15 protein-coding genes are annotated in these 19,938 nt (G+C 67.3%); 9 read left to right on the top strand and 6 right to left on the bottom strand.

The genetic code is table 11. The features are described from left to right. The first annotated feature begins 397 nt into the window (after positions 1–397). Positions 398–2,590, top strand: a complete 2,193-nt coding sequence (gene metG, locus ACYPXD_RS07430; protein WP_459709547.1) for a methionine--tRNA ligase — start codon at positions 398–400, stop codon at positions 2,588–2,590. A 76-nt stretch (positions 2,591–2,666) separates the two neighbouring features. Here metG and ACYPXD_RS07435 read toward each other — a convergent pair whose 3' ends face one another. The 3 genes from ACYPXD_RS07435 to ACYPXD_RS07445 all read right to left on the bottom strand — a co-directional run bounded on the left by ACYPXD_RS07435 (position 2,667) and on the right by ACYPXD_RS07445 (position 10,518). After that, positions 2,667–3,707 (bottom strand): D-cysteine desulfhydrase family protein, encoded by a 1,041-nt coding sequence (locus tag ACYPXD_RS07435; RefSeq protein WP_459709226.1) that lies wholly within the window; start codon positions 3,705–3,707, stop codon positions 2,667–2,669. 68 nt (positions 3,708–3,775) lie between these two features. Beyond that, on the bottom strand, positions 3,776–8,740 hold the full coding sequence (locus ACYPXD_RS07440) for a translocation/assembly module TamB domain-containing protein (RefSeq protein WP_459709228.1): 4,965 nt from the start codon (positions 8,738–8,740) through the stop codon (positions 3,776–3,778). Between the two features lie 29 nt (positions 8,741–8,769). Next, positions 8,770–10,518 (bottom strand): autotransporter assembly complex protein TamA, encoded by a 1,749-nt coding sequence (locus tag ACYPXD_RS07445; protein WP_459709549.1) that lies wholly within the window; start codon positions 10,516–10,518, stop codon positions 8,770–8,772. 511 nt (positions 10,519–11,029) lie between these two features. Here ACYPXD_RS07445 and ACYPXD_RS07450 point away from each other — a divergent pair. The 4 genes from ACYPXD_RS07450 (at position 11,030) to panD (ending at position 13,684) form a co-directional block, all read left to right on the top strand. Continuing rightward, positions 11,030–11,215: a DUF3460 family protein gene (locus tag ACYPXD_RS07450; protein ID WP_075156545.1), complete on the top strand. Its 186-nt coding sequence runs from the start codon at positions 11,030–11,032 to the stop codon at positions 11,213–11,215. 113 nt (positions 11,216–11,328) lie between these two features. Further along, entirely contained in the window at positions 11,329–12,171 is an 843-nt protein-coding gene (locus tag ACYPXD_RS07455) for a segregation and condensation protein A (RefSeq protein WP_459709551.1), read from the top strand. Positions 12,172–12,374: 203 nt separating this feature from the next. Next, positions 12,375–13,208: a pantoate--beta-alanine ligase gene (gene panC / locus ACYPXD_RS07460; RefSeq protein WP_459709231.1), complete on the top strand. Its 834-nt coding sequence runs from the start codon at positions 12,375–12,377 to the stop codon at positions 13,206–13,208. 89 nt (positions 13,209–13,297) lie between these two features. Further along, entirely contained in the window at positions 13,298–13,684 is a 387-nt protein-coding gene (gene panD / locus ACYPXD_RS07465; protein ID WP_075156543.1) for an aspartate 1-decarboxylase, read from the top strand. Positions 13,685–13,715: 31 nt separating this feature from the next. Here the strand turns inward: panD and ACYPXD_RS07470 are convergent, their stop codons facing one another. Beyond that, the gene (locus tag ACYPXD_RS07470; protein WP_459709233.1) at positions 13,716–14,345 is read right to left on the bottom strand and encodes a ParA family protein; all 630 of its coding nucleotides are present in this window, start codon (positions 14,343–14,345) and stop codon (positions 13,716–13,718) included. 188 nt (positions 14,346–14,533) lie between these two features. Between ACYPXD_RS07470 and ACYPXD_RS07475 the strand changes: the two genes are divergently transcribed. Further along, positions 14,534–14,950, top strand: a complete 417-nt coding sequence (locus ACYPXD_RS07475) for a PaaI family thioesterase (RefSeq protein WP_459709235.1) — start codon at positions 14,534–14,536, stop codon at positions 14,948–14,950. 87 nt (positions 14,951–15,037) lie between these two features. Here the strand turns inward: ACYPXD_RS07475 and ACYPXD_RS07480 are convergent, their stop codons facing one another. Together ACYPXD_RS07480 and ACYPXD_RS07485 are read right to left on the bottom strand one after the other, a co-directional pair. Continuing rightward, a complete protein-coding gene (locus ACYPXD_RS07480) occupies positions 15,038–15,481 on the bottom strand; it encodes a DoxX family protein (protein WP_459709237.1) in 444 nt (147 codons plus the stop codon). Positions 15,482–15,630: 149 nt separating this feature from the next. Continuing rightward, entirely contained in the window at positions 15,631–17,151 is a 1,521-nt protein-coding gene (locus tag ACYPXD_RS07485) for a cobyric acid synthase (RefSeq protein WP_459709553.1), read from the bottom strand. A gap of 182 nt (positions 17,152–17,333) precedes the next feature. Between ACYPXD_RS07485 and cobU the strand changes: the two genes are divergently transcribed. From cobU to cobD, 3 genes are read left to right on the top strand one after another with little or no spacing between them, the layout of a single operon-like run. Next, positions 17,334–17,924, top strand: coding sequence for a bifunctional adenosylcobinamide kinase/adenosylcobinamide-phosphate guanylyltransferase (cobU, locus tag ACYPXD_RS07490; protein WP_459709239.1), 591 nt, complete (start codon positions 17,334–17,336; stop codon positions 17,922–17,924). Between the two features lie 3 nt (positions 17,925–17,927). Beyond that, a complete protein-coding gene (cbiB, locus tag ACYPXD_RS07495) occupies positions 17,928–18,866 on the top strand; it encodes an adenosylcobinamide-phosphate synthase CbiB (protein WP_459709241.1) in 939 nt (312 codons plus the stop codon). 33 nt (positions 18,867–18,899) lie between these two features. Then, positions 18,900–19,937 carry a threonine-phosphate decarboxylase CobD gene (cobD, locus tag ACYPXD_RS07500; RefSeq protein ID WP_459709244.1) on the top strand — a complete coding sequence of 346 codons (1,038 nt, stop codon included), beginning with the start codon at positions 18,900–18,902 and terminating at the stop codon, positions 19,935–19,937. The last annotated feature ends 1 nt before the right edge of the window (position 19,938 follow it).

A 19,938-nucleotide genomic window follows, 5' to 3' on the forward strand; every position in this document is an offset into this window, starting at 1 on the left:
CCGCTGCGCGCGTAACGTGGCGACCGGATCAACGCGGTTGATGCCGGCTCGCTTATCGGTGACTTCGGTTGACTATGGCGGACCGCATGGGAAGCGCGAATCGCATAAGAAGCGGAATGCATACGAACAGTAAGATCGCGCATGGGGCCGCACTGTGCGCTCGCCAACGCAGGCGGGGGGAACAAACCGATGACGCGTGGAATAACGCGGTCTCGCGCACGTTGTCGAGCAACCGTTTCCGACGGCAACGCGCAACGATCCTGCATTCAGGGACACGCTGGTAAAATCGGTTGAATCAAAGCTGGTTCCGTCTTCCCTCGGCAGAACCCCACCTCCCCGCAGGCCGGACAATTCCCGTATATCACCCCGTATGTCAGTCTCTACCGATATCAACGCCGTGGACCTCAACGCCACCGACCTCGCCGCCGGGCTAAAGCCCGCCGGTACGCCGCCCGCCCGCCGCCAGATCCTCGTCACGTCGGCGCTGCCCTATGCGAACGGCCAGATCCATATCGGCCACCTCGTCGAATACATCCAGACGGACATCTGGGTCCGCGCGCTGCGCATGCACGGGCATGAGGTCTACTACGTCGGCGCCGACGATACGCACGGCACGCCGATCATGCTGAAAGCCGAGCAGGAAGGCGTCACGCCGAAGCAGCTGATCGAGCGCGTGTGGAACGAACACACGCGCGACTTCAACAACTTCGGCATTTCGTTCGATCACTACTACACGACCGACTCCGAAGAAAACCGCGTGCTGTCGGAATCGATCTATCTCGCGCTGCGCGACGCGGGGCTCATCGATGCGCGCGAAATCGAGCAGGCGTACGACCCGGTCAAGGAGATGTTCCTGCCCGACCGCTTCATCAAAGGCGAGTGTCCGAAGTGCGGCTCGAAGGACCAGTACGGCGACAGCTGCGAAGTGTGCGGCTCGACCTATTCGCCGACCGATCTGATCAATCCGTATTCGGTCGTGTCGGGCGCGACGCCGGTGCGCAAGAAGTCGACGCACTACTTCTTCCGCCTGTCGGACCCGCGCTGCGAGGAATTCCTGCGCGGCTGGGTCGGCGGCCTCGCGCAGCCCGAAGCGACCAACAAGATGCGCGAATGGCTCGGCGCGGCCGGCGATGCCAGGCTCGCCGACTGGGACATCTCGCGCGACGCGCCGTATTTCGGCTTCGAGATTCCCGATGCGCCGGGCAAGTACTTTTACGTATGGCTCGATGCGCCGGTCGGTTACTACGCGAGCTTCAAGAACCTGTGCGACAAGCGCGGCATCGACTTCGACGCGTGGGTCCGCCAGGGCTCGAGCACCGAGCAGTATCACTTCATCGGCAAGGACATTCTGTACTTCCATACGCTGTTCTGGCCCGCGATGCTCGAGTTCTCGGGCCATCGCACGCCGACCAATGTTTTCGCGCACGGCTTTCTGACCGTCGACGGCGCGAAGATGTCGAAGTCGCGCGGCACGTTCATTACCGCGAACAGCTATATCGAAGCGGGCATGAACCCCGAGTGGCTGCGCTACTACTTCGCGGCGAAGCTCAATGGCACGATGGAAGACATCGACCTGAACCTCGAAGACTTCCAGGCGCGCGTCAATAGCGACCTCGTCGGCAAGTACGTGAATATCGCGAGCCGCGCGGCGGGCTTCCTGCTCAAGCGCTTCGACGGCCGCGTGCAGGACAGCGCGATGCATCATCCGCTGCTTGGCACGCTGCGCGCCGCGCTGCCGCAGATCGCCGCGCATTACGAAGCGCGCGATTACGGCCGCGCGCTGCGCCAGACGATGGAACTCGCCGACGCGGTGAACGGCTACGTCGATACCGCGAAGCCTTGGGATCAGGCGAAAGACGCGGCCAACGCAGTCGCCTTGCACGAGACGTGCAGCGTCAGCATCGAGGCGTTCCGTTTGCTGTCGCTTGCGTTGAAGCCGGTGCTGCCGGATGTCGCGCAAGCGGCCGAAGCGTTCCTCGGCATCGAACCGCTCGTGTGGGCCGATGCGCAGCGGCCGCTGTCGTCGGCGCACCCGATCAATGCGTACAAGCATCTGATGACACGCGTCGATCCGAAGCAGATCGATGCGCTGCTCGAAGCGAACCGCTCGTCGCTGCAGGCGACGACGTCGGCGCCCGCGCCGGCGGACGCGAATCGCGCTGCTGTTGCGCCGGCGCAGGGCAAAGCCGCCAGGGCCGCCACGGTCACGCAGAACGGCGTGGACGCGAACGGCAAGGAAGCGGAATCGTCGATCATCTCGATCGACGACTTCGCGAAGATCGATCTGCGCATCGCGAAGATCGTCGACTGCAAGGCCGTCGAGGGTTCGGACAAGCTGCTGCAACTCACGCTCGACGTCGGCGAAGAAAAAACGCGCAACGTGTTTTCGGGCATCAAGTCCGCGTACCAGCCGGAGCAGCTGGTCGGCAAGCTCACGGTGATGGTCGCGAACCTCGCGCCGCGCAAGATGAAGTTCGGCCTTTCCGAAGGGATGGTGCTCGCGGCATCGGCCGCCGATGAGAAGGCCGAACCCGGCATTTATGTGCTCGAGCCCGACAGCGGCGCAAAGCCGGGTATGCGCGTGAAGTAACGAAGCAACCGGCGCCCCGTGCATGCGTACGGGGCGCGCATGCGGTGCGCCGGGTGGGCGCCACCGCTGTACGTGATCAATCCGCCTGGCGGAAAACCGACTGATACACGTAAAGCCCGGGTGTCCCGCCCGTCATCACGAACAGCACGCTGTCTCCCGGCGTGTAACGTCCCTGCCGGATTGCCGCCAGCAAGCCCGCGAAAGCCTTGCCCGAATACACGGGGTCGAGCAGCAAACCTTCGTGCGCGGCAAGCAGCCGTACGGCTTCGATCATCGGATCGGTCGGTAACCCGTAACCGGGGCCGCGAAATGCTCCGTCGACGTCGATCGTTTCCTCGCCGGGCAAACGGGAATCGCCGAGCAGCTGCAGCGTGTCGCGCGCGAGCTGCAAGGTTTTTTGCCGGGTCGGCTCCGGGTCGGCCAGCACCGAATACGAACGCACCGTCGCCGCGCCGCGATCGAGCATCGTGAAGCCGGCCGCCAGTCCCGCATGCGTGCCGCCGCTGCCGTTCGCGACCACGACCTCGCGAAAACACTCGCCCAGCGCCTCCTCCTGCCCGACGATTTCGAGCGCGCAGCGCACATAGCCGAGCGCACCCAGCGCGGTCGAGCCGCCGGAAGGCATCACATACACCTTGCGGCCCGCCGCGCGCAACGCCTTCGCGCGCTGCTGCGCGAGCGCGAACGGATCCGAGCCGGCTGCCGAGATGCTCACGTGCGCGCCGAACAGATGGTCGAGCAGCACATTGCCGTTGTCTTCGTAGCCATCCTCCGCGCGCGGCACCGCGCGGCTCAGCATCAGTTCGCACGCGAGGCCGAGCTTCGCCGCGGCCGCCGCGGTCAGCCGCGCGTGATTCGACTGCACGCCGCCGACGGTGATGAGCGTATCCGCGCCCTCGGCTTGCGCCGCGCCCAGATGGAATTCGAGCTTCCGCAGCTTGTTGCCGCCGCCCCCGCCCAGCTCCATATGATCGTCACGTTTGACAAAGATCTTGATGCCCCGGCAGGCATCGCCGAGCCCATGCTCGAGACGCTCGAGCCGCTGGATCGGCGTGGGTGCCGTAAAGAGCGCAATGCGCGGAAACCTCGCGAGCGCGGTCTGAATCGATACTGTCATCTGAATTCCCCATAAGTGAACACCCACGCGAGGCCCGCCCCGACAGGCTGCGGGCCACATCCGCGCGATCACCGCCACGGCCACCGGTCAAAACGCCGCGTATAGAGCAGATCCATGCCCTGGAACGTGCCGCCATACGCGGCCACGGACCAGTAGCGCGTGAGGTTCAGCGTCGCCTTGATCGCATTGCTCGCCGACTGCAAGCCCTGCTCGTAACCGACGACAAAGCGCTCGTTGATCGCCTTCGACACCATCACGACCTGCGGGTCGGTCAGGCCGACCTCGCTTCGCCCGATCGAAAACTCGTCGAGTCCGAAGGTCTGCGCGATGCGCTTGCCGCTCGCGCTGCCGAGCAGCGCGAGCGCGGTTGTCATGGTGCTCTGCTGGCCCAGGTTGTTGCCCTGATCGGTGCCGTGGCCGAACAGCAGCCACGACAGCTTTTCGTTGTCCGGCACGGTCGGCTCGGAGACGAGCTTCGCGACCGGCGACTGGATCGTGCCCGTTACCTGCACGCCCGCTTCGACCTCCTGATTGCGGCGCATCGCAAGGATATTGATGCCCGGATTCGCCACCGGTCCGTTGAACGTGAAGAAGCCGTTCTCGATCGTCAGCTTGCGGCCGAACGCCGTATAGCTCGACCCTTCGGTCACGCGCACGTTGCCGATCGCGCGCAGCGGCATGTTCGGCGCGGACAGCGCCGTAATCGTGCCGCGCAGCCCGACGTCGGCGCCCTGGCCGCGGAAGCGGAAGTCGTTGCCGAGATTGATATCGATATTCGCGCGCGGCGCGAACGTGCCGACCGGCCTGTTCGAATTGCCGACCTCGGGCGCTTTGCCGCCGATCACCGAACCGTCCGGCCGCACGATCACGACATCGTCGCCAAGGCTCGGCGCGCCCTGCTCGGGCATATCGAAGAGCGCATGCTCGACGTTGAACTTGCCGTTGATCTCAAGCCCGCCCTGCTGGCCCGCATTCGCGACGCTCGCGCTGCCCGATAGCGTCAGTTGCCGTTCCGGCGAGGCGAACAGTTCGAGATGATCGGCGACGATGCTCGCGGTCAGATCCGGCTCGGCGTTATCGAGCCGCACGCGGCCGGTCGCGCGCAGCGTGCCGTCCCCGCCGTGAAACTCGACCTGCTGGAACTCGACGAGATTCTCCGACAGCGCGATGCGCACGACGCCGTTTTTCAACTGCACGCCGAGATCGACCGCGGTCGCGGACAGGCCGTCGCCGATCAGCGAGCCCGACAGATTCGGCTTCGCCACCGTGCCGCCGAGCGCGAGACGCAGCGCGAGATGGCCGTCGAGCAGATAGCTCGGGCCGAGCAGGCCGCCGGTCGTTTTCAGCGACGGCACGTTGGCGTCGATCTTGCCCGTCAACGGCGCGTTTTCGTCGAGCGTGAGCGTGCCGTCGCGCATCGCGAGCGCCGTGTGCGCCTCGGCATCGATCACGCCGAGGCGGCTTGCCTGTGCGTGCGCGGTCAGGTTCACGCGATTGCCGGCGGCGAAGTCGGCGCGCGTCGAGATATCGGTGATGCCGAGCGACGCGAGGCCGCGTCCGACCTCGACCGTCACGTCGCCGGTGCGGCGCTTCAGCTGGATATGGCCGCTCGAGGTGTCGCCGAGCGCGAAATCCCAGTCGCCGTCGAACACGAGGTCGGTTTTCGTCAACGGCGCCGCGCCGGTGAACTCCTGGCGCAGCTGCTGCAGGCGCGTGACCGAGATGCCCGTGAGCGTGCCGGCCGAGCGCACGCGCCCGTGGTCGTAGGCGAGCGACTTCAGATCGAGCACCGCGCCTTCGAGCGTGATGCGCGTCGCGCCGAGCGTGAGACGCTGCGGGCCGGTGCTGACCCTCAGCGGCGACTCCATGTTCAGCGCGGGCGTGCCGCGGTTTTGCAGCCGCGTGACCGTGCCGTCCCAATGCGTGCCGTCGCGCGCGTCGGTGAGGCGCCCGTTGGCCGCGAGCGTCAGATCGAGCGGCCGGTCGCGCAACGAGCCGGCAGCGGCCGCTTCGAAGGTGTGGCTCGCGCGCGTGCCGTTCAGGCGCGCGGTCAGCGTCTTGAGTTCGATGCCCGCGGTGCTCAGATTGCGCGCGTCGGTCGTGAACACCATCGCGCCGTTCGCGCCGTCGCGCAGCTCCGCATGGCCTTCCGCGTGACCGAGGCGATTCGCGCCGAACACGACGCTGTCGGCCTTGTAGTTGAGCGTGACGTTCGGATGCGCGAAGGTGCCCGTGAGATCGCCGTCGGCAGCGACGAGGCCGGCGACGCCGAAGCCGAGCCGATCGAGCTCCGGCGCATCGACGTGAAAGCGCAGCCGGTCGCCGCGTCCGCCGAAGCTGCCCTGCAGATCGACCTGATTGCCGGCCACCGACAGGCTCGCGTGGCTGGGCAGGATGCGCGAGCCGGCCAGCTGGATCGTGCCGCCGCCCGTCATCGGCAGGTTGTCGTACGTGCTGTCGCCGAGCTTGAATTCGGCCTTGGTCGTGAAGGTCGGCGCGAGCAGGCCCGTCGCGGTGATCGTGCCGTTGATGCGGGCTTCGATTTTGCGGGCCGGGTCGCGTCTGGCGGGCGCGGCGGCTTGGGCCGGTGTGGCGGATTTGCCGGGCGCCGCGGCATGAACGGCTACGGCGGCGCTCGCGGGCGCAGGGGCCTGAGCGGTTGCGGCAGCGCTCGCGGGTGCGGCGGCACTGGCGGCTCGTGCGTCGGCGGCTTGAGCGGACATGGCGGCACTGCCCGGCGCCGCGGCTTGCGCGGCCGTGGCGGCACTGCCCGGCGCGGCGGGATGAGCGGCCGTAGCGGCACTGCCCGGCGCGGCGGCTTGCGCGGCCATGGCGGCACTGCCGGGCGGGGCAGGTCGAGCGGCCGTAGCGGCACTGCCCGGCGCGGCAGGTTGAGCGGCCGTAGCAGCACTGCCAGGAGCGGCAGGTTGAGCGGCCGCCGCGTCTCTGCCGCGCGCCGGACCGTCGGCCGGCGCTGCCGCGGGCTTCGGACCGCGCCGCGCCAGGTCCACGGCGCCGCGCCTCGCGCCGGCTGCGGTCTTTCTGGCCGCCGCCGCGGTCGCCCCCGGTTTTGGCGTCATCAGCGATGTCAGCGATAGCGGATCGAAGTCGGTCAGCGCCGCCTTCAGGTTGTATGTCGAACTCGCGTCGTTTTTAATCGCGCCGGACAGATCGATGCGCCCTTTGCCCGAGGTCAGCCGCACGTCGTTGAAGCTCGTGCGCGCGGGGTCGAGCGTGACCTTGCCCTGCACACGCAGCGCCGCCTGCGGATCGGCCAGATCGAGCTGGACGGTGCGGATATCGTCGTTCAGACGAATCGCGATCGGGCCGGCGAACTGCGTCGGCCGCACGCTCGCGACAAGCGCGTTCAGATCGAGTTTCGCGACCTTCAGATCGAAGCGGCCGCGCTTGCCGGCCAGCGACCCGTCGCCCGTCACCGTCGCGTTTTTCACGAGCCGCACGTTCAGGTTCGAGATGTGCTGCGCTTGCGCGTCGAGCCGCACGTCGGCGTGCGCGTCGATCAGCGGCAGCAGATGCGCGTCGATCGCGCCCGGTTTTGCGTTGACGATCGACACCGAGCCGATGACGGCGAAGCCGCGCGGGCGGCTCGCGGGGTTGGTGGGAGCGGCGGACGCGGCGGCGCTGGCGGCACTGGCAGCACTCGCGGCGCTCGCTGCATGCGTCGAGCTTGCCGCCGTGATCGCGCCGCTCGCCGTTGATGCGCCTGCGGCGCTGACGGTTGCGGCGGCGCTCGCCGCCGGCTCCGGGCGCGCGCCATCGTGTGCCGTAGCGTCGCTTGCCGCCTTGCCCTGCGCTTTCCGGCGCGCGCCGCCAGCCTTGCTGGCCGGCTTCGCCGCACTCGCGGCTGGCACACCGCTCGCCGCGCCCATCGCACCGGCAGACGCATCGCTGGCCGCCCGCACACCCGCGCCAGCCGGCCCGGCCGCCGCACCCACCCCACCCGGGCCGCCCCGCACAGCGGCCGCATCAGGCGCCTGCTCCCCCGCCGGCCGCAAATCGGCGCGCACCGCCAGATCCGCCGCTGGCGCGCCCGGCGAAAACGCCTGCGGATTCGCGTGATCGAAGCTCAAGGTCGCGCGCTGCAACGGCACGTCGGCGAACGGCGTCGCTTCGACGCGCGCATGACCGTCGAGCTTCATCCCGCTCGCATCGAGTTCGGCGACGAGCGTCTCGAGCGTGCCCGACACATGCCCCTGAACCTGCACCGCTTCGTCGTTGACCTTGCCCGCATAGCTCGCCTCGCCGGTCAGCGGAAACGGCCGCACGCCATCGAGCTTCGCCCGCGCGGTCACCGCACCGAACGGCGTATCGAGGCGCTCGACCGCCGCCTCGTGATGCCGCCCGTCGCTGCGGCCATGAAACAGCAGCCCGGCGTACTCGTTCGTCGACGCGCCGTCGTGCAGCAGCAGCCTGTCGACGCTCAGATCGCGCACTTCGAGCTGCATCGGCAGCTGCAGGTCGTCCGGCAAGGCAAGCGGCTTCGACGGCTCGTTCGACGGCGCGATACGCGCATCGATCGTGCCGACATGCAGATAGTCGACGGTGAACTTCCACGGCCGGTCCGACAGCGCCCATTTGCCCGAGGCGCGGTCGACGCGAATCTCGGTGCCGCTGCCGTCGAGGCTGCGCCACTGCACGTTGGCAAGGCGCACACCGGTCGCCAGCGTGCCGCCTTCGAGCGTGCCCGCGAGCCGGCCGCCCAGCAGCTTCACCGCGGCCTGCCACGCGTAAGCCGTGCCGCGCTCCGTGACGACGACGCCATATAACGCGCCGGCCAGCAGCGCGATGATCAGCGACGGGATGAGCGTCGCCCACAGCAGCGCGCGCCACAAGCGCCGACGGCGCCTCGGCGGCGGCGGCGTTGCCGCGCCACCTTGCCCACCGCCGCCCCCAGCGCCGCCGACATCATCCGGACCACCCCGGCCAGCCGCACCGCCCGCGCCACCCGACGCGCCAGGCGGCACATCGCCCGGGCGATCCGATGAGAGCTTGGCGAGACGGTCCGTGGTCATGCGTCGAGTGCAATCGGATTCAAGGTTGATCAGAACGCAATGCCGAGCGTCAGATACGGACGCACGTCGCGATTGCGAATGCCATAGGCGAGGTCGAGGTTCACCGGCCCGACGGGGCTGCGCCAGCGCGCGCCGAAACCGACGCCGGGAAAGAACTCCTTTTCGTGCCAGTTGTCGGTCGCCGTGCCGATGTCGAAGAACACCGCCGCGCCCCAGTCGTGGCTGAACCAGTGCTGATATTCGGAGCTGCCCGTTATCAGGTATTTGGTCGGCAGCACCGAGCCGCCGACGTTGTTACCGATGCTCTGGAAGCCATAGCCGCGCACCGAGTTCGAGCCGCCGGCGCGGAATAGCAGCGACGCCGGCACGCCGCTCGACGGCCCGCTCGTCAACACGCCGCCGACTTCCGCGCGAAACAGGACGAGATCGCGCTGACCGACCGGGAAGTATTGCTGGCCGCGCGCATAGCCGCGGATAAAGGTCTGATCGGAAAGCACGCCTTTGACCGCGAAGCCCGCTTCCGCGTGAATCAGATTGCCCGAGCGCGGAAACAGCGGATCGTCGGTATTGCGGCGCGTCCAGGACCACGCGGGCAACAGCGCGCGCGCCGTGGTCGGCGCGGCCGTGTTCTGGTCCAAACGGTCCTGGTAGTACAGGAGCGAGTAGTTGTAGTCGATGTACTGCGACGTGCGCGCGCGCTGCACACCCGCGCGCAGGCTGTAGATGCGCGTGTCGGATACATCGGTCGTGGTGTACGACGCGAGCGCGCTGTTGGTCCAGCCGCGTTTGCCCGGCTGCATCGACAGCTGGAGCTGCCCGTACTGCTGGATCTGGTCGAGCCGGCCCGATACCGTGAACGGCCACGCGGCACCGAACGTGTCGAGATACGTGTACGAACCCTGCACGTGCGCGCCGGTGTCCGTCGCATAGCCGACGCCGCCGCGCACGCTGTTGTACGGGTATTCGCTGACCTTCACGTGCATCGGGGTATCGACCGGCCTGGCCGGATCGTTGTCGACGTCGATCGCGACGCTCGCGTAGTACGGCGTGTTCTGCAGCTGGCGCTGCAGTTCGGTGACGCGCTGCACGTCGTAGATCTCGCCCGGCGAAATCGGGTTCACGTTGTCGACGATGCTTTCCGGATAACGCCGCGTGCCCGAGACGTCGAGCTTGCCGAGCGTGAAGGTCGGGCCGCTGTCGAAGGTCACGGACAGTTTCGCATCGTGCGTCTGCGGATCGATGCGCGCTTCAGACTGATAGATTTTAGCGCCCAGGTAGCGGCGCGCCTGCAGCGCCTTCAGCGCCGCGTTCTTCGCGCCGTCCCAGCCCGATTGCGTGAACGGGTCGCCGTCGTGCAGCGAGAAGGCAAAACGCGTTGCGTTTTCCTGCGCGGGGTCTTCCGTCTCGACCGGACCGCGAAACGATAGCGTGATCGACGAGATCGTGGTGAGCGGACCCGGGTCGACATGCACGGCGACCGTGCGCCTGCCGTCGACGGTGCGCACGTCCGTGCGCACCACCGGCGAAAAGTAACCTTGCGTCGCTGCAAGGTCGCGCACCTGCTGCGGCGCGGCCGTCACGAGAAAGTCGAATTGCTCGCTGCTGATGTCGTCGTGCTTCGCAAAGCGCGCCAGGTCGAGGTGCTCTTCGAGGAGCTTGCGCAGCGAGCGCGGCGTCGCATCGACGTCGACGTCGTAGGACGCGCGCTTTTTCGCCGCGTGCGCGGCGGGCGCGCCGGCCGCCGCCAGCAACAGGACGGCGACGATCGCGAGAACCAGCCATGCGCGCGCAGGCCGCGCAGCGGGCGGCGGCCATGAGGCGCGGCGCCGCGGCAGACCGGCGTTGCGCTGACTGAGCAGCGGTATGAGCAGCGGTATGAGCCGCTGCACGAGCCGCTGCACGAGCCGCGATTGCGACGGTTCGATTGACCACCCCGCCAAACACGACCTCCGGCAATTGTTGATATCGACAGTTTCTGGCTCGGCCAGTCCACGGCAGGACTGAAGCTCGTTATTTGACCACATCGGCGCGGCCGCGCATCCCGAATTCAGGGCGCGTTCGGCAACCGGCGCCCGCCTTGGACGGCTTCCGCCCGCCGATGTTCCACCGATGTTTCGCCACGTCACCGCCGCTATTTTCCGCCGCTGTGCGGCCGGGCTCCGCGCGCACCGAAGCACGGCGCATGCCTTTCTCGTCAGAATCGCTTACGGCTCGCGCGCTTGCGTTAAAATTACGTCCGACCCGCACGACCGTCTGCGCGGCGCCCTTTTCTTCAATGGATTTCGAGCCATGTATCAGTCGGACATCACGCAATTCCTGAATCAGCTGAAAGAGCAGAAGCCGCAACTCGAAGACGAACAGCGCCGTGGCCGCGCGCTTCTGTGGGACAAGCAGCCGATCGACCTCGACGAGCGCTCGGAGCAGCAGGCGGCACGCGTGAAGCAAACGCCGTACGTCTACTACCAGAATTTCTGAACGTGTCTTCCGCCGACGAGGCACCTGGCGCTCATTTGCCGGCTCAGTTGCCCAATCAGTTGCCAACCAGGTCAGCCGCGGCGCAGGCCCATGCCGCTGCATTGCATGGCCCGATTGCGCCAGGCAACGCCGCACTCACCGCGCCGGCGACCGATTCGACGCCCGACACCGTGGACGGCATCGCTTTCGCACGCCTGTATGGCGAACCGCTCTTCAAGCTTCCGCAGGATCTCTACATCCCGCCGGACGCGCTCGAAGTCTTCCTCGAGACGTTCGAAGGCCCGCTCGACCTGTTGCTGTATCTGATTCGCAAGCAGAACTTCAACGTGCTCGACATTCCGATGGCCGACGTGACCGCGCAGTATCTCGGCTACGTCGAACAGTTGCGCAAGTCGAACCTCGAGCTTGCTTCGGAATATCTGCTGATGGCCGCGATGCTGATCGAGATCAAATCGCGGATGCTGCTGCCGGTGAAGAAGGCCGACACCGGCGAAGAAGCGGAAGACCCGCGTGCGGAACTCGTGCGGCGCCTGCTCGAATACGAACAGATGAAACTCGCCGCGCAACGGCTCGATCATCTGCCGCAACTGGGCCGCGACTTCCTGCGCGCCGAGGTCTATATCGAGCAGAGCATCACGCCGCGCTTTCCGGACGTCAATACCGACGATCTGCGCGCCGCGTGGGCCGATGTGATCAAGCGCGCGAAGCTCGTCCAGCATCACCGAATTTCGCGCGAAGAACTGTCGGTGCGCGAACATATGAGCGTGATCCTGCGCAAGCTGCAGAATTCACGGTTCATGGAGTTCTCGGAACTGTTCGACGTGTCGCGCGGCGTGCCGGTCGTCGTCGTGAACTTCATCGCCATGCTCGAGCTGTCGCGCGAGTCGCTGATCGACATCACGCAGGCCGAACCGTTCGCGCCGATTTACGTGCGGCTTGCATACCTGCCTGCGTAAGCCTTGTCTTTCACGCCGCCTCGCTCACTTGCCCGCGCGTGCCCCCAGTGGGTGCGCGGCGCCGGCAAATCCTCTACAATCCGGCGCTTCAAGCCCGGCCGCCCGTCCTTCGAAACCCGCGCAGGCACAACCGATGCGCCGCGCCGGACACTGCGGCGAGGCACTGCGCACCGCGCGCTCCGCGTGAGGACTCATACCCGACCATGAAAGTCATCAGCTCGATCCAGGAATTGCGCGACCAGTTGCGCGGCCAGAACCGCACCGCGTTCGTGCCGACCATGGGCAACCTGCACGAAGGTCATCTGTCGCTGATGCGGCTGGCGCGCCAGCATGGCGATCCGGTCGTGGCGAGCATCTTCGTGAACCGTCTGCAGTTCGGACCGAACGAAGACTTCGACAAATACCCGCGCACGCTCCAGGACGACATCGAGAAGCTGCAGAAGGAAAACGTCTATGTGCTGTTCGCGCCGACCGAAAGAGATATGTACCCGCAGCCGCAGGAATATCGCGTGCATCCGCCGCACGATCTCGGCGACATTCTCGAAGGCGAGTTCCGGCCGGGCTTTTTCACCGGCGTCTGCACGGTCGTGATGAAGCTGATGTCGTGCGTGCAGCCGCGCGTCGCCGTGTTCGGCAAGAAGGACTACCAGCAGCTGATGATCGTGCGCGCGATGACCGAGCAGTTCGCGCTGCCGACCGATATCGTCGCCGCGGAAACGGTGCGCGACACCGACGGCCTCGCGCTCAGCTCGCGCAATCGCTATCTGCAACAGGCCGAGCGTGCCGAGGCGCCGCGCCTTGCCGGCACGCTCAACGGAATTCGCGACGCGATCCACGCGGGCCGGCGCGACTTCGACGCGCTCGAGCGCGAAGCGATGGCCTCGCTTGCCGCGCGCGGCTGGAAGCCCGACTACATCGCCATCCGCAAGCGCGCCAATCTGCTGCCGCCCGCGGCGCACGAAGGCGAAGCGCCGCTGGTCGTGCTCGCGGCCGCGAAGATCGGCGCGACGCGCCTGATCGATAACCTCGAAATCTGACGCGCGCCGCCGCAGTTCACACGCGGGTCATACCCAGGTCACACCCGGGTGTGACCCGGCACCGCCGCCCGCGCAACAAGGGAGTCGCCATGCAACGCCATATGCTCAAATCGAAGATCCATCGCGCCGCGGTCACGCACTGCGAACTGCACTACGAAGGTTCGTGCGCGATCGACGAGAACCTGCTCGAAGCCGCGAATATCGTCGAAAACGAGCGCATCGACATCTGGAATATCAACAACGGCGAGCGCTTTTCGACCTACGCGATCAAGGGCGAACGCGGCAGCGGGATGATTTCGCTGAACGGCTCGGCGGCGCGGCGCGCGCAATTGGGAGACCTCGTGATCATCGCGGCGTTCGCGATGATCGACGAGGCGGAATTGCAGGCGGGCTGGAAACCGGATCTGGTGTTCGTCGACGAACAGAACCGCATCAAGGGCAACCGCGATCACGTGCCGACGCAAAGCTGGACCTGAAGCCGCCGCGTCAGGCAGCGTCGGCCTGGCGTCAGGCCTTGCCGTTGGTCCACTTGAGGATCGGCTCCCACTGGTCCAGATCCTTCTCGACACGGCTCTTCGCGACGTCCCACAGCGTGAGCCCGTGTGCCGCGAGTTGCACATAGTTCTGCGTATCGCGCAGATAGCCGAGCACCGGCAGATTCAAGCCTTCGACGAACCGATGCAGCTGATCGGCCGACTTGGTCCGCGCATCGACGCGCATGCCGACCACGCCGACTTCGATCGAACCCTTGCGCACCGCCTTTTCCTTCGCCAGACGCTCGAGAAATTCCTGCGTCGCGAGAATATCGAAGATCGACGGCTGCAGCGGCACGATGACCTTGTCGGCGAGACTTAGCGCGACATTGAGCCGGTTGCCGTGCAGACCGGCCGGCGTATCGATGACGGCGCGCTCGAGGCCCTTCGGCGGCTTGACGGGCAAATCGGGATCGACATTCCATGTTTCGATCGCGGGCAGGCCGCTTGGGCGCAGGTCGAGCCACGCGTGCGCGGACTGTTGCCGGTCGAGATCGGCGAGCGCGACCCACTCGCCCTCGGCCGCGAAATAGCCTGCCAGGTTGGTGGAGAGCGTGCTTTTGCCGACGCCACCCTTAGGATTCGCCACCACGATTACCGTCATGAATACTCCCGGGAAGAAGGCCCACTAATTGTCGAATTATCTCAAATGGCCTTGCCGGCATGGCGCGGGGGCCCCAACGGGCACCCACCTGGCCGGCACAGGCGTTGATAATATCGGCAAATCCGCCAGGCTCGAAAGCCCCGGGCGGCCGATTGGACAAACCCCTTCCCTTTTTGCGGGAGGTGACGATGGGTATCCGACCCGAGCGCAACCTCGAATGGATGCGCGGACTGCAGGCCGGCACGCTGCCGGAGCTGATCGGCTTTCAGGCGACCGGGCTCGACGAGGGCAGGCTCAGCGCGGAATTGACCGTGCGGCCGCAGTTGCTCGCGCCGAACGGCTTTCTGCACGCGGCGACGGTGATCGGCCTTGCCGATACGGCATGCGGCCTCGCCTGCCTTGCACACCTGCCGCCCGACGCGCGCAGCTTCACGACCATCGAGCTGAAGAGCAACTTCCTCGGCACGGCGACCGAGGGGACGATCCGCACGGTCGCGCACGCCGTGCATCTGGGGCGGACGACGCAGGTGTGGGACGCGACCGTCCATGGGCCGGAAGGCAAGACGATCGCGCTGTTCCGGTGTACGCAGATGGTGCTGTACTGAGCGACGCGTGACGTGGGTGGCGCGGCGTGGCGCGGGTGACGTGGGCGGCGCGGATCGCGTGATTGGCGCGTGCGCCTCACGCCACAATCAGGCGCCGGCGCGCCCTGCGACCTGCGGTGCGCGTGCGTTACCGAGCGCAAAGCGTCCATTGCCGAGCAACGACTGCACGACGAGTGCGGCCGCCCAGAAGGCCGGATACTCCCATCCGCCGTTCGGCGACGCAAAGCCCCAGCCATTGCGGAAGTGCACCGACAGCGCGCCGAGCATGAACGGCAGCAGGACGAGCGCGACCCAGCGCACCTGCACGCCGAGCAGCAGTGCGATGCCGCCGAACAGTTCGACGAAGGTCGTCACGTAGGCGAGCCAGCCCGGAAAGCCGACCGACACGAAAAACTGGGCGGCGCCCGGCAGCGTGAACACGAAGATCTTTTGCAGGCTGTGCGCGAGATAAAGCACGCCTAACGCAACGCGCAGCAGCAAGGCGGCAAGCTCGGGATGGGCGCTGCGCGCGGCGATGGCTGGACGGTTCATGGCGGTTCCTTGTCTTTTCGGAAGTAGAAGACGGATGACGCAACCCCGCGTCATCGCTGGAATCGACTTTATTCGAACCTATGGGCGCGAAAAATGGCGATTGAGGCTTAGATTATTTCCCATCAGGAACGAATCGCCTCCGGCTCCCATCAAGCGATCGAGCCGAACAGCCGCTCCAGATCGAGATGCGCCGCCAGCGTATCCGCGAGCCGATCGAGCGATGCTTCGCGCAGCGCCGGGTAGTCGAGCGGCGGCGCATCGGCGAGGCCGGCCCAGCCGAGCAGCGCCGCGCACGCATCGGGCGTATCGAACAAGCCATGCACGTAGGTCGCGAAAATCTGCCCATCGGCCGACAACGCACCATCGGGCCGCCCGCCCACGCTGCCGTCGCCCCCCTCGCCCCCCTCGCCCCGTTCGGCACCGTCCGTCGCAAGCCGCACCGCCGGCCATTCCAGGGCCGGCCCCTGCGTCTCGCCCATATGGATCTCGTAGCCGGCCAGCGCCGGCGCGCCCGGCAGCGCGAGCCGGCCCGTTACGTTCTTCAGCGTCTTCTCGCGTGTCAGCGTCGTCGAGAAATCGAGCCAGCCGAGGCCCGGCACGCTGCCCGGCGGCCCTTCGACGCCGTGCGGGTCCGCCACCGCGCGGCCGAGCATCTGCATGCCGCCGCATACGCCGATCACGCGGCCGCCGTAGCGCAGATGCCGCCGCAGCACCGCATCCCACCCCTGCGCGCGCAGGAACGCGAGGTCGCCCTGCACGTTCTTCGAGCCGGGCAGAATGATGAGGTCCGCGGCAGGCGGCCGCGCGCCCGCTTTGACATAGTGGAAATCGACGCGCGGATGCGCGCGCAGCGCGTCGAAGTCGGTGTGGTTGCTGATGTGCGGCAGCGCCGGCACGACGACACGCAGCACGTCGCCGACACCTGCGTTATCACCTTCCGCGCCCCGCGCTCCCGAGCGCAACTCGCGCGGCAACATGTCTTCCGCGTCGAGCGTGAGCCCATGCAGATACGGCACGACGCCGAGCACCGGCTTGCCGGTACGCGCCTCGAGCCAGTCGAGCCCCGGCTTCAGCAAGCCCGGATCGCCGCGGAAGCGGTTGATGATGAAGCCGCGCACGCGCGCCTGTTCGCTCGCCGAGAGACACGCGAGCGTGCCGGTCAGATGCGCGAACACGCCGCCGCGATCGATATCGGCGACGAGCACGACCGGGCAATCGACCGCTTCGGCGAAACCCATGTTCGCGATATCGCGCTCGCGCAGATTCACTTCGGCCGGACTGCCCGCGCCTTCGACGAAAATCGTCTCGTACGCGGCCTGCAGGCGCCGGTACGATTCCAGCACCGCTTCGAACGCGACCGGCTTGTAGTCGTGGTACGCGCGCGCATCGAGATTCATGCGCGCCTTGCCGTGAATGATGACCTGCGCGCCGCGATCGCTGGTCGGCTTCAGCAGCACCGGGTTCAGGTCCGTGTGCGCATCGATGCCGGCTGCGACCGCCTGCAGCGCCTGTGCGCGGCCGATCTCGCCGCCGTCGACCGTCACCGCGCTGTTGAGCGCCATATTCTGCGGCTTGAACGGCGCAACGCGCACGCCCGCGCGTCGCGCGAGCCGGCACAGGCCCGCGACGAGCGTGCTTTTGCCGGCATCGGACGTGGTGCCCTGGATCATCAGCGTGCCGCGCGGCGGCTTGTTGATCGGCGGATCGGGCTGGTCGCGCGGTTCGGGCTGGTCGGATAAAGAAGAGGAAATGGTCGACAAGGTCACGAGGCAGTGTGTGCAACGGCCAGGCGTCGCGTACCGAAGACAGGGGGAAGGCCGCATTATCCCATCGCGCCGGTACAATCACGCGCATGATTTCACCCGACGTTACCTTTATCGTCGGCGGCGCGCGCTCGGGCAAGAGCGCGCACGCCGAACAGCTGGCGAGCGACAGCGCGCGTCCCGTCGTCTACATCGCGACCGCGCGCGTCGCCGACGACGAATTCGCGGCGCGCGTCGAACTGCACCGCGCGCGGCGGCCCGCGCACTGGCGTCTCGTCGAGGCGCCGCTCGATCTGGCGGGCGCGATCGCGGCCGCCGATGCGCCCGGTCATTGCATACTCGTCGACTGCCTGACGCTGTGGCTCGCCAACCTGCTGTGCCCGCCGGACGGCGCGGCGCCCGCCGCCGACTATCAATGGCGCTTCGATGCGCTCGATACGGCACTGGCCGCGGCGCAGGCGAAGGTGATCGTCGTCAGCAACGAGATCGGACTGGGCGTCGTGCCGCTTGGCGCGGCGACGCGGCTTTATGTCGATGAACTCGGCCGGCTCAATCAGCGCCTCGCCGCGCGCGCCGCGAATGTCACGATGATGGTCGCGGGCTTGCCGCTGGCGCTGAAGACGGCGCCGCCGAACACTGCAACGCCGAACCACGCGTCGCCGCACGCAAAGGGCCATTGAACGATGCTGTCGATGCCTCTGATCGCCGCCTGCGCGACTGCCGGAATGATCGTCGACCGCTGGTTCGGCGAGCCGCGCCGTCACCATCCGCTCGAAGCATTCGGGCGCATCGCGATGCGGCTCGAAGCGCACTACAACACCGGCCGCCGCGGCCGCCCCGCGGGGCTGGTCGCGTGGCTGCTGGCCGTGGTGCCGCCGGTCGCGATCTCGTGGCTGCTCGTCGCGATTCTGCCGCTGACGCTCGCGTGCGTGCTGCACGTCGCGCTGCTGTGGTTCGCGCTCGGCGCGCGCAGCCTGCGCGAGCATATCGCGCCGATCGCGCAGGCGCTCGGGCGGCGCGATCTGGACGCGGCGCGCGAACTGACGTCGCGGATCGTGTCGCGCGAAACCGCGCATGCGGACGAATCCGCGCTATCGCGCGCCGCCGTCGAATCGGCGCTTGAAAACGGCAACGACGCGGTGTTCGGCGCGCTCTTCTGGTTCGCGCTGCTCGGCGGCCCGGGCGCGCTCGCATTCCGTCTCGCGAACACGCTCGACGCGATGTGGGGCTACCGCACGCCGCGTTATCTGCGCTTCGGCTGGGCTGCCGCACGCATCGACGATGTGCTCAACTGGGTGCCCGCGCGTCTTACCGCCGCGAGCTACGCGCTGCTCGGCGACACGCGCACCGCGTGGCGCTGCTGGCGCGAGCAGGCGCCGCGCTGGGACAGCCCGAACGCCGGCCCGGTGATGGCGTCCGGCGCGGGCAGCCTCAATGTGCTGATCGGCGGGCCGGCCGTCTATAACGGCACAGTCGAACGGCGGCCGACGCTCGGCGCAGGAGAACCGGCGAGCGCGCCACACGTGCATGCCGCGCTTGCGCTGGTCGAGCGCACCGAAATTCTGTGGCTCGCGGTGCTGATCGTGCTCGCCTTGTTGAGCGTGCCGTTTCTTCAGGCGTGACGGCGTGACGCTCCGCTCGCGCTAACCGACTCCATGACCGACACTTCCGCTCCCCCGATCACTCACGGCGGCAACCTGCACGAAGCCGCGCGTCGCTATCGCATTCCGTACGACGAGTGGCTCGATCTGTCGACGGGCATCAATCCGCACGGCTATCCGGTGCCGCCGGTTCCGGCCGACGCATGGCGCCGTCTGCCCGACGACGGCGACGGCCTTGCCGCGCTGGCCGCGCGCTACTACGGCGCGCCCGATGCATCGCACGTGCTGCCGGTGGCGGGCAGTCAGGCGGCGATTCGCGCACTGCCCGCGTTGCTGCCGCGCGCGACCGTCGGCATCGCGCCGCTCACGTACAGCGAGTACGCACCCGCGTTCACGCGGGCCGGACACGAAGTCGTGCCGCTCGACACGACATGCGCGACGCCGCCGGAAACGATCACGCATGCGGTGATCGTGAACCCCAACAACCCCACGGCCGATTACGCGAGTGCAAACACGCTGCTCGACTGGCACGCGAGGTTGTCGGCACGCGGCGGCACTTTGCTGATCGACGAAGCGTTCGCCGATGCGATGCCGGCGCCCTCGGCGTCGCTCGCATCGTTGACGGCACAGCCAGGGCTCGTCGTGCTGCGCTCGCCGGGCAAGTTCTTCGGTCTCGCCGGCGTGCGCGCCGGCTTCGTGCTCGCCTCGCCCATGCTGCTCGGCGCGCTGCGCGAGACGCTCGGCGCATGGACAGTCAGCGGCCCCGCGCGCCATGCGGTATCGGCTGCGTTTGCCGACACGGCATGGCAACGCGAGACGCGCGAGCGACTCGTTAAAGAAGGCGAACGGCTCGCCGCCATGTTGCGCGCGCAACGTTTTGGCGTGAAGTCGACGCCGCTCTTCTGCTGGACGGCCGATTCGCGCGCGCACGCGTTGCATCGCGCGCTCGCGCAACGCGGCATCTGGACGCGTTATTTTGCGCAGCAGGCAAGCGTGCGCGTCGGCCTGCCCGCATCGGAAAACGAGTGGATGCGGCTTGAACGCGCGCTGTCGGAAACCGTGCGTGAGATCGATGCGCGTGCTTCGCAATAAA

The organism is Paraburkholderia sp. 2C (assembly GCF_054589215.1).

Coding starts and splice junctions, on each gene's coding strand:
- ACYPXD_RS07435 (WP_459709226.1), bottom strand. CDS start 3,707: ATGACAGTATCGATTCAGACCGCGCTCGCGAGGTTTCCGCGCATTGCG.
- ACYPXD_RS07440 (WP_459709228.1), bottom strand. CDS start 8,740: ATGACCACGGACCGTCTCGCCAAGCTCTCATCGGATCGCCCGGGCGAT.
- ACYPXD_RS07450 (WP_075156545.1), top strand. CDS start 11,030: ATGTATCAGTCGGACATCACGCAATTCCTGAATCAGCTGAAAGAGCAG.
- panC (WP_459709231.1), top strand. CDS start 12,375: ATGAAAGTCATCAGCTCGATCCAGGAATTGCGCGACCAGTTGCGCGGC.
- panD (WP_075156543.1), top strand. CDS start 13,298: ATGCAACGCCATATGCTCAAATCGAAGATCCATCGCGCCGCGGTCACG.
- ACYPXD_RS07470 (WP_459709233.1), bottom strand. CDS start 14,345: ATGACGGTAATCGTGGTGGCGAATCCTAAGGGTGGCGTCGGCAAAAGC.
- ACYPXD_RS07475 (WP_459709235.1), top strand. CDS start 14,534: ATGGGTATCCGACCCGAGCGCAACCTCGAATGGATGCGCGGACTGCAG.
- ACYPXD_RS07480 (WP_459709237.1), bottom strand. CDS start 15,481: ATGAACCGTCCAGCCATCGCCGCGCGCAGCGCCCATCCCGAGCTTGCC.
- ACYPXD_RS07485 (WP_459709553.1), bottom strand. CDS start 17,151: ATGATCCAGGGCACCACGTCCGATGCCGGCAAAAGCACGCTCGTCGCG.
- cobU (WP_459709239.1), top strand. CDS start 17,334: ATGATTTCACCCGACGTTACCTTTATCGTCGGCGGCGCGCGCTCGGGC.
- cbiB (WP_459709241.1), top strand. CDS start 17,928: ATGCTGTCGATGCCTCTGATCGCCGCCTGCGCGACTGCCGGAATGATC.
- cobD (WP_459709244.1), top strand. CDS start 18,900: ATGACCGACACTTCCGCTCCCCCGATCACTCACGGCGGCAACCTGCAC.